This is a genomic window from Bacillus sp. I-2, assembly GCF_001974945.1.
In the GTDB taxonomy this organism is placed as follows: Bacteria; Bacillota; Bacilli; order Bacillales; family Bacillaceae; genus Bacillus; species Bacillus safensis.
The window spans coordinates 101,819-114,179 of sequence record NZ_LZRW01000045.1; the positions used below are offsets into that span (position 1 = coordinate 101,819).

Below are 12,361 nucleotides of genomic sequence, written 5' to 3' on the forward strand. Positions count from 1 at the left end.
TTCACGTTTTATCTCTGCTTAAAGCGAGCAGTCACTTTATTTCGTTTACGGTCTCTATATAAAATAAAGCCAGCCACTACATAAAGACCTCCCCCTAAAAATAATAACCCTGCAATTCCTTGCAGCCATAAATATGGAAATGGTGCAATGATGATGCCGAAAACAGTGTCACGCAGCAGCTTAATCCCAAGGGCTGCAAGCGCGCCAGGTATTAAAATAATCACTAGTGCAAGTATTCTCCCCATCAAATGTCCCCTTAAACGTCATTTACTTCCATTGTCTAATTCAAAAAATATTTTGTCAAGAAAGGAAAACGTGGTAATATAAGAGTTGTGCAATTTTTTGCAACGGAAAAATATGGTGTGCAAATTTTTTCATATAAAGGGGTAACGGGATGCAGAGAGTCTTGATTGTCGGTGCAGGACAAGGTGGATCAGCATTGCTTGAAACATTGCTGAAAACAAATACGATTCAAATCATTGCGATCGCCGACCTTGATCTTGAGGCACCGGGGATGGTAGAAGCGAAAAAGAATGGAATTGATACGACAACGGATTGGAAAGAATACATAAAAGATGACATTGATATCATCATTGAAACAACAGGCAGTTCAGCAGTGCTGAAAGAACTGATTGAAAAAAAGCCAGAGCACGCAGTCATTGTGCCAAGTTCAATGGCTTACGTTATATCAGAATTAATGTCAGAAAAACAGCAGCTGATCCAAATATTAAAGGAACAAACCTATAAGCATGACCGCATTTTTAATGCAACGAACGACGGGATGATTTTTATAAACATGGATGAAGAAGTCGTCCTGTTTAATCGATCAGCGGCCAAAATGGTTGGATGTTCGCAAAAAGATGCGATTGGCCGTCATATACGAGAAGTGATCCCAAATACAAAGCTTCCCGACATTTTAAGATCGAGAGAGCCAGAATTTAATCAAAAACAATTTCTGAATCAGCAAATACAAATTGTGACAACGCGTTTGCCAATTATTGATGACGCGGGGAGAATGCTAGGTGCTTTATCCATCTTTAAAGATATTACGGATGCCGTTGAGCTTGCGGAGGAAGTGACCAATCTTAAAGAAGTACGAACGATGCTGGAGGCGATCATTCAATCGTCGGATGAAGCCATATCAGTTGTTGATGAGCAGGGAAAAGGGATCTTAATCAACCGGGCATATACGAAAATGACTGGATTAACAGATAAAGAAGTTGTGGGGAAACCAGCAGGTGCAGATATTTCTGAAGGAGAAAGCATGCATTTGAAGGTACTTGAAACAAGGAGACCCGTTCGAGGCGTCAGAATGAAAGTCGGACCGAATAAAAAAGATGTGATTGTCAACGTAGCGCCAGTCATCGTTGATGGCATTTTAAAAGGCAGTGTCGGGGTCATTCATGACGTATCAGAAATTCAATCACTCACGAATGAATTAAATAAAGCAAGACAGCTCATCCGAACACTTGAAGCAAAGTACACTTTTGAAGACATCATTGGAGAAAGTGAGCAAATGCTTGTGGCGCTTGAGCAGGCAAAGCTAGGCGCGAAAACGCCAGCCACGATATTACTCCGGGGAGAATCAGGAACTGGAAAAGAGCTGTTTGCGCATGCCATTCACAATGAAAGTGACCGGAAATATAATCGCTTTGTACGGGTCAACTGTGCGGCCTTATCAGAAACCCTTTTAGAGTCAGAGCTTTTTGGCTATGAAGAAGGAGCGTTTTCTGGTGCAAGGCGCGGCGGGAAAAAAGGGCTGTTTGAAGAGGCGAACCAAGGCAGCATTTTTTTAGATGAAATTGGTGAAATGACGCCAAGTACACAGGCCAAGCTGCTGCGCGTCATGCAGGAGAAAGAAATTGTAAGAGTAGGCGGAACAAAGGCTATACCGGTCGATGTTCGTGTCATCACGGCAACGAATGTCAATATCGAAAAAGCGATGGCGGAAGGGAAGTTCAGAGAGGACTTATATTATCGGATGAACAGATATCCGATCTCCATCCCGCCGCTAAGGCAGCGCCTTGAGGATATTGACTCGTTAAGTAAACGTCTCATCCAAAAGATCAATTTAGACTATGGACGGAACGTGAGCGGGTTAACGGAACAGGCACTTAATAGACTGCGATCATACAAGTGGCCAGGAAACGTAAGAGAGCTTGAAAATGTACTTGGACGAGCCATGATCTTTTTGAACCCGCAAGAAGAATGGATTGATGAAGGGCATATTTCTTTCATGGAGTCAGAAGATCAGGAAGAAAAAGAGCAGCAGGAACTGACTGTCAGTCAATTTGAGGGAGAGACGCTTTCGGATGCTGTTGAGGCATTTGAAGCGCAGCTGATTAAACAAACCCTTGAAAAGCATCAATTCAATCGCACGAAAACAGCGAAAACGTTAGGGATCAGCATTCGGAACCTTTACTATAAAATGGACAAATATCAACTTGCAAAAGATAGCATGCAATAAAATGCATGTAACCTGCAAAAGATTGCACGAATGTCATGCGAATTGCCTCATATTCACTGCATTTCAAACTGGCACGGAACTTGCATATAAAACATGAACCGAGCACAAGGAAAGGTGGGCATATATGAAGCTTGACGATCTGATTATGAAAGCCGCCCAGCTGCAGAATAAAACGGCGGCTGTGGCTCATGCAGAAGATGAAGAAGTGCTTCATGCCATCAAGATGGCAATTAAGCGAAAGGTCGCTCGCTTTCTCCTGGTTGGGAACAAACGCAACCTGAAGGAGCTAGTGAAGCAGCATGAAATCAATGAGGACTGGATAGATATTATTCATTCAGATTCTCCCGAAGAATCTGCCAAAATTGCCGTTCAGGCAGTGAGCGAGAAGCATGCAGATATTTTGATGAAGGGGCATGTCCCGACAGCCGTTCTTTTAAAAGCGGTATTGAATAAAGAATATGGGCTCAGGACGGCAAGTGTCCTATCACATGTCGCGGCATTTGAAGTACCGGGCTTTGACCGCTTTATTTATGTCACGGATTCTGCGATGAACATCGCGCCCGATTTAAATATGCTGAAAGAGATTACGATCAACTCTGTTCAAGTAGCACAAGCTGTCGGAAACGATATGCCAAAGGTTGCAGTGCTCTCTGCGGTGGAGGTCGTGAATCCGGCAATGGATTCAACTTTGACTGCGGCAAGTCTTGCGCAAATGAATCGGCGGGGGCAAATTTCTGGCTGCCTGATTGATGGGCCTCTTGCTTTAGACAATGCCATTTCTCAAACGGCGGCTTCTCATAAAAATATTACGAGTGATGTAGCCGGCCATGCAGATATTTTGCTTGTGCCAACAATTGAGGCAGGGAACATTCTTTATAAATCTCTCATCTACTTTGCACATGCAAAGGTGGGAGCTGTGGTGGCAGGAGCGAAGGCGCCGATTGCTTTAACAAGCCGGTCTGATTCAGCCGAAAGTAAGCTTTATTCAATTGCGCTTGCCATCTGTACATCAAATTAAGCGGAAGTAATAGGAGGAATAACACAATGGAACTTTTTAAATATATGGAACGATACGATTATGAACAGCTTGTATTTTGTCAGGATGAGCAGTCTGGCTTAAAAGCGATTATTGCGATTCATGATACAACACTTGGGCCGGCACTAGGCGGAACGAGAATGTGGACGTATGAAAACGAAGAAGCAGCCATTGAGGATGCACTGCGTCTAGCAAGAGGCATGACTTATAAAAACGCGGCAGCAGGACTTAATCTTGGCGGCGGAAAAACGGTCATCATCGGCGATCCGAGAAAAGACAAAAATGAAGAAATGTTCCGTGCATTTGGACGTTACATTCAAGGGCTGAATGGCCGCTATATTACGGCAGAAGATGTCGGTACAACGGTAGAAGACATGGATCTCATTCATGAAGAAACAGATTTTGTCACAGGGATTTCTCCTGCATTTGGTTCATCCGGAAATCCGTCTCCAGTCACTGCTTACGGTGTATACAAAGGGATGAAAGCCGCTGCCAAAGCAGCATTTGGGACCGATTCATTAGAAGGAAAAACAATTGCCGTCCAAGGTGTTGGAAATGTCGCTTACAACCTGTGTAAACATCTGCATGAAGAAGGCGCGCAGCTCATTGTCACAGATATCAACAAAGACTCTGTCAAGCGAGCTGTTGAAGACTTCGGCGCAAAAGCAGTCGACCCTGACGATATTTACGATCAAGCATGTGATATTTATGCACCGTGCGCACTTGGTGCAACCATTAACGATGTGACCATTCCTAAGTTAAAAGCAAAGGTGATTGCCGGTGCTGCAAATAACCAGCTAAGAGAAACGCATCACGGTGACCTTATCCATGAAATGGGGATTGTATATGCTCCTGATTATGTGATCAATGCAGGCGGTGTGATTAACGTTGCTGATGAGCTTTATGGCTATAATGCAGATCGTGCGATGAAAAAAGTCGAAGGCATTTATCAAAATATTGAACGTGTGATTGAAATTTCAAACCGTGATGCCATTCCTACTTATAAAGCGGCAGACCGATTGGCTGAAGAGAGAATTGAAAGAATGCGCAAATCAAGAAGTCAATTCTTGCAAAATGGTCAACATATTTTAAGCCGTCGCTAATTTGAAGAATGAGTTGAAACGGAGGTTTTGTTTTTGCTGACAAAAGAATGGCGTATTCTCACGATTAATCCTGGCTCTACTTCAACAAAAATTGGTGTGTTTCATAATGAACGTTCTATTTTTGAAACGACACTAAGACATACAGATGAGGAATTAAAGCAGTTTCCTCATATCATTGATCAATTTTCATTCCGTAAAGAAACCATTTTGAAAACACTGCATGAACAGGGGATGAATATCTCAAAGTTTGATGCAGTTTGCGCGCGGGGCGGTCTCCTTCGTCCGATTGAAGGAGGCACATATGAAGTCAATGAGCAAATGGTGGAAGACCTAAAAGAAGGATATGCCGGCCAGCACGCATCCAATCTCGGCGGAATCATCGCGAGAGAAATTGCACTTGGCCTGAATATCCCAGCTTTTATTGTCGATCCAGTTGTAGTGGATGAACTAAAACCAATTGCTCGTATTTCAGGGCTGCCAACGATTGAAAGAAAAAGCATCTTTCATGCATTAAATCAAAAAGCAGTCGCAAGAAAAACAGCGGCTTCTTTTGGAAAAAGTTACGAAGATTTGAACATGATTATTACTCATATGGGCGGCGGTATCACTATTGGTGTTCATGAAAAAGGAAAAGTCATCGATGTCAATAACGGTCTGCATGGCGAAGGTCCTTTCAGCCCTGAGCGCGCGGGAACCCTGCCGACAGGTGATCTTGTGAATCTTTGTTTTTCGGGTGAGTATACCCAAGAGGAAATGCTCAAACGCATTATTGGTGAAGGCGGGCTTGCGGGCTATCTTGGCACGACAGACGCTGTGAAAGTGGAACGCATGATTGAAGCGGGTGATGAGCGGGCAGCGCTTATTTATGAAGCAATGTGCTATCAGATTGCCAAAGAAATTGGAGCGGCTAGCGCTGTCTTAAAAGGAGCAGTTGACGTCATTGTATTAACAGGCGGACTTGCGTACAGCAAACAAATTACGTCAAGTATTCGCGGCTATATTGACTGGATTTCTGATGTTGTCGTGTTTCCAGGTGAAAATGAGCTGCAATCGTTGGCAGAAGGTGCGCTTCGTATTTTAAAAGAAGAAGAATCACCGAAAGAATACCCAAATGATCAACAGGAAAAGAAAGGAGTGACAAGTCATGGCAACTGAATATGACCTCGTCATTCTTGGTGGAGGCACAGGCGGCTATGTAGCGGCCATTCGTGCCTCACAGCTTGGATTGAAAACAGCAGTTGTAGAAAAAGAAAAGCTCGGCGGAACATGTCTTCATAAAGGCTGCATCCCGTCTAAAGCGCTGCTCAGAAGTGCAGAAGTTTATCAAACCGTCAAACGCGCAGCTGATTTTGGTGTTGAGGCAGACGGCATTGCCTTGCAATTTGCCAATGTGCAAAAAAGAAAAACAGAGATTGTCGAAAAACTAGCAGGCGGCGTCAAACATTTAATGAAACAAGGAAAAATTGATGTATATGAAGGGATCGGCCGTATTCTTGGTCCATCTATCTTTTCCCCAATGCCAGGAACGATCTCCGTAGAAATGGCAAATGGAGAGGAAAATGAAATGCTCATTCCAAAGCAGGTTATCATCGCGACAGGATCAAGACCGCGTGTGCTGCCAGGGCTTGAAGCAGATGGAACACACATCCTCACTTCAGATGATGCACTTGAACTGCCAGAGCTTCCGCAGTCAATGCTAATTGTCGGAGGCGGAGTGATCGGAATCGAGTGGGCTTCCATGCTCAATGATTTTGGTGTGAACGTCACTGTGCTTGAGTTTGCAGACCGCATTTTGCCAACAGAGGATCATGACATTTCTAAAGAAATGGAAAAGCTATTATCTAAAAAAGGCATCACTTTTGTGACTAATGCGAAGGTACTGCCAGATAGCGTAGAAAAGCAGGAAAATCTCGTGACAATTCAAGCGGAAAAGGATGGAGGCATTCAGACGTTTGAAGCGGAAAAACTCCTTCTTTCAGTCGGCAGAGTACCTAATATCGAAGGCATAGGTCTTGAAAACACGGACATCCAAACCGAAAAACAAGGCATTGTCGTGAATGAACATTATCAAACGAAAGAATCGCATATTTACGCAATAGGAGATGTCATTGGCGGGCTTCAGCTGGCACATGTCGCTTCTCACGAAGGTATGATTGCTGTAGAACATATGGCTGGGAAAGATCCAAAGCCGCTCGATGAAACGCTCGTATCTAAATGTGTTTACTCTCACCCAGAAACCGCTAGTGTTGGACTCACTGAACAGGCGGCAAAAAAGCAGGGCTTTGAAGTCAAAATAGGGAAATTTCCATTTATGGCGATTGGAAAAGCGCTTGTGTACGGGGAGTCTGATGGATTCGTCAAAATCATTGCCGATCAAAAGACAGATGATATTTTAGGAATTCATATGATTGGTCCTCATGTAACAGATATGATATCTGAAGCCGGATTGGCCAAAGTACTTGATGCAACCCCGTGGGAAGTGGGGCAGACGATACACCCGCATCCGACCTTATCAGAGGCGATTGGCGAGGCAGCCCTTGCTGTTGACGGGAAGGCGATCCATTTTTAATCAAGGAGGGAAACATGATGAGTAACATGCGTCATCAGGAATTAGGATTATCAGATGAACAAGCAATTGATATATACAGAACAATGCTTCTAGCAAGAAAAATCGATGAACGGATGTGGCTTTTAAACCGTTCCGGGAAAATTCCATTCGTCATTTCTTGTCAAGGGCAGGAAGCGCAGCAAGTCGGCGCTGCATTTGCTCTTAATAGAGAAGAAGATTACGTCTTACCTTACTATCGTGATATGGGGGTTGTCCTTGCTTTTGGGATGACAGCAAAAGATTTAATGATGTCTGGTTTCGCAAAACAAGACGATCCAAACTCAGGCGGAAGACAAATGCCAGGGCATTTTGGGCAAAGAGCAAATCGAATTGTGACTGGGTCGTCACCTGTCACAACGCAGGTTCCACACGCGGTGGGAATTGCCCTTGCTGGACGATTAGAGCAGAAAAACTTTGTCAGCTTTGTCACGTTCGGTGAAGGCTCATCAAACCAAGGTGATTTCCATGAAGGTGCTAACTTTGCTGCTGTGCATAAACTGCCTGTTATTTTCATGTGTGAAAACAATAAGTATGCGATTTCCGTGCCATATGATAAACAAGTAGCCTGTGAACGCATTTCAGATCGTGCGGTTGGATATGGGATGCCTGGCGTAACTGTTGATGGAAATGATCCGCTTGAAGTATATGCCGCTGTCAAAGAAGCGAGAGACCGTGCGGCTAGAGGTGAAGGTCCGACATTGATTGAAACAATCTCTTACCGTTTAACTGCGCATTCAAGTGATGACGATGATTCAAGCTATCGAGAAAAAGAAGAAGTGCTCGAAGCAAGAAAGAAAGATCCGCTCATCCAATATGAAACGTATTTAATCGAAGGAAACGTCATGACTTCTGAAATGAAAGAAGAGATGACAAAAGAAATTATGCAAATCGTAAACGAAGCTACTGATGAAGCGGAAAACGCAGCTTATGCTGAGGCAGAAAGCGCACTTCGTTACGTGTATGCGGAGTAAGGGGGAAGAAAAATGCCTGTTATGTCATATATAGACGCCATTACACTGGCGATGAAAGAAGAAATGGAGCGAGATCCGAAAGTGTTTGTGCTCGGAGAGGATGTCGGGAAAAAAGGCGGCGTATTTAAAGCGACAGCGGGTCTTTACGAGCAATTTGGAGAAGCGCGCGTCATGGATACACCTCTTGCAGAATCAGCCATTGCGGGTGTAGGTATTGGGGCAGCGATGTATGGAATGCGCCCAATTGCAGAAATGCAATTTGCTGATTTCATTATGCCTGCAATCAACCAAATCATTTCAGAGGCTGCAAAAATTAGATACCGTTCAAATAATGATTGGAGCTGTCCAATGGTCATCCGCGCACCTTACGGGGGTGGAGTACACGGGGCACTTTATCATTCACAATCGGTCGAAGCTATTTTTGCTAACCAGCCTGGTTTGAAGATTGTGATGCCTTCTACACCTTATGATGTCAAAGGTCTTTTAAAGGCTGCAGTGCGTGATCCAGATCCTGTATTGTTCTTTGAACATAAACGTGCATACCGCCTGATTAAAGGAGAAGTGCCTGAAGAGGATTACACTCTTCCGATTGGAAAAGCAGATGTGAAGCGTGAAGGCGATGATATCACGGTCATTACATATGGCCTTTGTGTCCATTTTGCGCTGCAAGCAGCAGACCGCCTTGCAAAGGACGGCATATCCGCTCATATTCTCGATTTGAGAACTGTGTACCCGCTTGATCAGGAAGCGATTATAGAAGCGGCTTCTAAAACAGGAAAAGTGCTTCTGTTAACGGAAGATACAAAAGAAGGCAGCATCATGAGTGAGGTTGCGGCAATCATTTCGGAGCATTGCTTATTTGATTTAGACGCACCAATCAAACGCCTGGCAGGACCAGATATTCCGGCAATGCCTTATGCGCCGACAATGGAGAAATTCTTCATGGTCAATCCGGATAAGGTAGAAGCTGAAATGAGAGAGCTAGCGGCGTTTTAAGAAAGAGGAGGGTTTCAAAGTGGCAATTGAACAAATGAAAATGCCTCAGCTGGGTGAAAGTGTAACAGAAGGAACCATTAGCAAATGGCTCGTTTCACCTGGCGACCATGTGAATAAATACGATCCGATTGCGGAAGTCATGACGGATAAAGTGAACGCAGAAGTCCCGTCATCTTTTACAGGAACGATTACAAAGCTATCGGCTGAAGAAGGCGAAACGCTGCAAGTAGGAGAAGTGTTTTGTGAAATAGATGTCGAAGGAAGCGAGCAGCAGAGTGTGAAAGAAGAAGCAGCACCTGAGCAAAGCGAAGCGCCTGAAGCAGATCAAACAAAGGAGAATCAAAGTCAAAAGAAACGTTATTCTCCAGCCGTTCTTCGTTTAGCAGATGAGCATGGCATTGATTTAGCGGCTGTTCAAGGTACAGGAGCAGGCGGCCGAATCACTAGAAAAGATATGCTGCAGCTCATTGAAAACGGCGGCGTCAAAGAGAAGACAGCACCTGTCAATGAACGAGCCGTTCAACCGGAGCCTGTGCAGCCATCTCAAGCAAAAGCGGCACCTGCCGTCCCTTCTATGCCTGGTGATGTTGAGCTGCCAGTCACGCCGATCCGCCAGGCAATCGCGGTCAATATGCTGAGAAGCAAACATGAGATTCCGCATGCATGGACGATGATGGAAGTCGATGTGACAAATCTTGTGACAAGAAGAAATCAGCTGAAGGATCAGTTTAAAGCAAAAGAAGGATTTAATTTGACGTTCTTTGCGTTCTTTGTCAAAGCAGTGGCTCAGGCCTTAAAGGAATTCCCTGAAATGAACAGCATGTGGGCCGGAGATAAAATTGTGCAGAAGAAAGCGATCAATGTTTCGATTGCTGTCGCTACAGATGACGCTCTATTTGTTCCAGTCATTAAGGATGCGGATGAAAAGACCATTAAGGGCATTGCCAAAGAAATTCATGAGCTGGCGTCTAAGGTGAGACAAGGAACGCTCAAGCAAAGTGATATGGAAGGCGGTACCTTCACTGTCAACAACACGGGATCATTTGGTTCGGTACAATCAATGGGAATCATTAATTATCCGCAAGCGGCGATTTTACAAGTAGAATCGATCGTGAAGCGTCCAATGATCGTAAACGGAATGATTGCGGCAAGAGACATGGTCAATCTTTGTCTCTCATTAGATCACAGAGTACTAGATGGTCTTGTATGCGGCAGATTCCTTCAACGAATTAAACAAATCCTTGAAGGCATCGACGAGCAGACATCTGTTTATTAAAACAATATTTTTCCCCCTCCCGGCATGAGAGGGGGATTTCCACATCTAGGAGAAAGGAGCGATGATATGTCTGGACTAGATTTTTTTGCTTTTCTCACGATTGGTCTCATGTTTATCACAGCGATTGCGTTCGCTTTTCTGCGGTACATTTCTAAATCACGCAATCATCCTGAACGATTACTGCTTATCATATCGATCGTTTCAATCATTCAAATCGTGTACTGTCTGCTGATTGTCGGCGGGTTTAAAGGAGCAGCCAATAGCTTTTTAGGAATATCACTTCTCGCCGGAACGCTTCTCGGATATGCACTTGAATATTTATACAGACGCTATATCAAAAAAACGCCCGAATCAAAATGATGTCGGGCGTTTTTTTATTCTGCTGGAACAATAAAGGTCAAATGGTGTTTTAACACTTCTAAAGAAGAGGGGGCCGTCATATTAACCTCACCATCTGTATCAGCATCCATTTCCTCTTTTGTGTGGATATGAATACTGGACGCTTGAATGAGAGACAGGTCGCCGGTGAAATCCTCCAGCTCTTCCCGGTTCATTGAGAAGATTTCTTTTAAAGCAGAGAAACTCGTATTTCTGCAAATTAAGATTTCTGCTTTTCCATCATCTATGGCTGCATGAGGCAAATCAATTTTATTTGTACCGATAAAATGTCCATTCATGACAAGAACGATGACAGCTTCCTCTTCCCAGCTTTCCTCTTCTGTCTCAATGCGTACGTGAAAAGGATCTGTTTGCTGCAGGGTGCGCAGCGCACTTGTGAAGTAGCTGATTTTGCCAAGTACGGCTTTTTCCTTGTCATTAATATTGTTGGACGTGTCTGCGATCAGCCCAATTCCCCAAAAGTTTAACACGTATCGATCTTCTGCTTTGATTAAGTCGACCTTTTTCTCTTTGCCGTCTACAATCATTTGAGCGGCTTTTTGCATTTGTTGAGGAATACCTAGTGTTCTAGAAAAATCATTGCATGTCCCGCCTGGTAATATCGCTACAGCGGGCCTTTTTTCTAAACCGCCAATGCCGTTCATGCATTCATGCACGGTACCGTCTCCGCCTAATATGATGAGCAACTCCACTGTCTCATCAATTTGACGGCAGAAATCATAAGCATCATTTGGCTGCTTTGTTGGTTTCAAAATGAGTTCATCAATATGTAGAGAAAGAAGAGGCACTGTTTGACCGAGTGTTTTTTCCATGTTTTTTTGTCCAGCATTTCCATTATAAATGAGCATCGCTTTTTTGAATTGTGCCATCACGCAGTTCTCCCTTTCATCTCTTTATCATCACTTTTCCCCAATTTGACAGCTCATAAACGATGTGCGGAAAAAGGGGCGAAGGAAAAGACAACACATTTGCCCGCAGGCGTTTTCCTTGATATGATGGAGTTAAAATGGTTTTGGTACGCAAAAGGAGTGGACAGACATGAATATTGATTTTAATTTATTTATGAATGATATTGTGAAACAAGCGAGAGAAGAAATTAAGCAGGCGGGCTACACTGAGCTCACATCAGCTGAAGAAGTAGACGAAGCACTGACTAAAAAAGGAACGGCACTTGTCATGGTGAATTCAGTATGCGGCTGTGCAGGCGGTATTGCAAGACCAGCTGCCGGCTATTCTGTTCATTACGATAAGCGTCCAGATCAATTGCTGACAGTGTTTGCTGGACAGGACAAAGAGGCAACGGCAAGAGCCCGTGAATACTTTGAAGGCTTTCCGCCATCTTCACCATCTTTTGCATTATTAAAAGATGGAAAAATCATTAAAATGGTCGAGCGTCATGAAATTGAAGGGCATGAGCCAATGGAAGTTGTGTCAAAACTACAAGCCGCTTTTGATGAGCATTGCGAAGAAATCTAACATATGACTTTTGAATGAATAAATATAAA

12 protein-coding genes are annotated in these 12,361 nt (G+C 43.9%); 10 read left to right on the forward strand and 2 right to left on the reverse strand.

Going from position 1 to position 12,361, the window contains the following annotated elements; translation table 11 throughout:
* Positions 1-8: 8 nt before the first annotated feature.
* Positions 9-245: a DUF2627 domain-containing protein gene (locus BAE31_RS16935; RefSeq protein WP_024422931.1), complete on the reverse strand. Its 237-nt coding sequence runs from the start codon at positions 243-245 to the stop codon at positions 9-11.
* 149 nt (positions 246-394) lie between these two features.
* On the opposite strand from BAE31_RS16935, the gene BAE31_RS16940 reads away from it, so the two are divergent.
* The 9 genes from BAE31_RS16940 to BAE31_RS16980 all read left to right on the forward strand — a co-directional run bounded on the left by BAE31_RS16940 (position 395) and on the right by BAE31_RS16980 (position 10,817).
* A complete protein-coding gene (locus BAE31_RS16940) occupies positions 395-2,467 on the forward strand; it encodes a sigma-54 interaction domain-containing protein (protein WP_076840983.1) in 2,073 nt (690 codons plus the stop codon).
* A gap of 124 nt (positions 2,468-2,591) precedes the next feature.
* The gene (gene yqiS / locus BAE31_RS16945; RefSeq protein ID WP_041106819.1) at positions 2,592-3,485 is read left to right on the forward strand and encodes a phosphate butyryltransferase; all 894 of its coding nucleotides are present in this window, start codon (positions 2,592-2,594) and stop codon (positions 3,483-3,485) included.
* A 26-nt stretch (positions 3,486-3,511) separates the two neighbouring features.
* Positions 3,512-4,606 (forward strand): branched-chain amino acid dehydrogenase, encoded by a 1,095-nt coding sequence (gene bcd, locus BAE31_RS16950; RefSeq protein WP_003215658.1) that lies wholly within the window; start codon positions 3,512-3,514, stop codon positions 4,604-4,606.
* Positions 4,607-4,639: 33 nt separating this feature from the next.
* Positions 4,640-5,761, forward strand: a complete 1,122-nt coding sequence (gene buk, locus BAE31_RS16955; RefSeq protein WP_024428016.1) for a butyrate kinase — start codon at positions 4,640-4,642, stop codon at positions 5,759-5,761.
* On the forward strand, positions 5,751-7,175 hold the full coding sequence (gene lpdA, locus BAE31_RS16960; RefSeq protein ID WP_076840984.1) for a dihydrolipoyl dehydrogenase: 1,425 nt from the start codon (positions 5,751-5,753) through the stop codon (positions 7,173-7,175). The genes buk and lpdA overlap by 11 nt, the downstream gene beginning before the upstream one ends.
* A gap of 17 nt (positions 7,176-7,192) precedes the next feature.
* Positions 7,193-8,185 (forward strand): thiamine pyrophosphate-dependent dehydrogenase E1 component subunit alpha, encoded by a 993-nt coding sequence (locus BAE31_RS16965; protein ID WP_041106816.1) that lies wholly within the window; start codon positions 7,193-7,195, stop codon positions 8,183-8,185.
* A 12-nt stretch (positions 8,186-8,197) separates the two neighbouring features.
* Positions 8,198-9,181: an alpha-ketoacid dehydrogenase subunit beta gene (locus BAE31_RS16970; protein ID WP_024422925.1), complete on the forward strand. Its 984-nt coding sequence runs from the start codon at positions 8,198-8,200 to the stop codon at positions 9,179-9,181.
* 19 nt (positions 9,182-9,200) lie between these two features.
* A complete protein-coding gene (locus BAE31_RS16975) occupies positions 9,201-10,457 on the forward strand; it encodes a dihydrolipoamide acetyltransferase family protein (RefSeq protein WP_076840985.1) in 1,257 nt (418 codons plus the stop codon).
* 66 nt (positions 10,458-10,523) lie between these two features.
* Entirely contained in the window at positions 10,524-10,817 is a 294-nt protein-coding gene (locus tag BAE31_RS16980; protein ID WP_024428019.1) for a YesK family protein, read from the forward strand.
* Between the two features lie 14 nt (positions 10,818-10,831).
* On the opposite strand, the gene BAE31_RS16985 is transcribed toward BAE31_RS16980, so the two are convergent.
* The gene (locus tag BAE31_RS16985) at positions 10,832-11,725 is read right to left on the reverse strand and encodes a YegS/Rv2252/BmrU family lipid kinase (protein WP_076840986.1); all 894 of its coding nucleotides are present in this window, start codon (positions 11,723-11,725) and stop codon (positions 10,832-10,834) included.
* A gap of 169 nt (positions 11,726-11,894) precedes the next feature.
* On the opposite strand from BAE31_RS16985, the gene BAE31_RS16990 reads away from it, so the two are divergent.
* Positions 11,895-12,332: a BrxA/BrxB family bacilliredoxin gene (locus BAE31_RS16990; RefSeq protein ID WP_024428021.1), complete on the forward strand. Its 438-nt coding sequence runs from the start codon at positions 11,895-11,897 to the stop codon at positions 12,330-12,332.
* Positions 12,333-12,361: the final 29 nt, after the last annotated feature.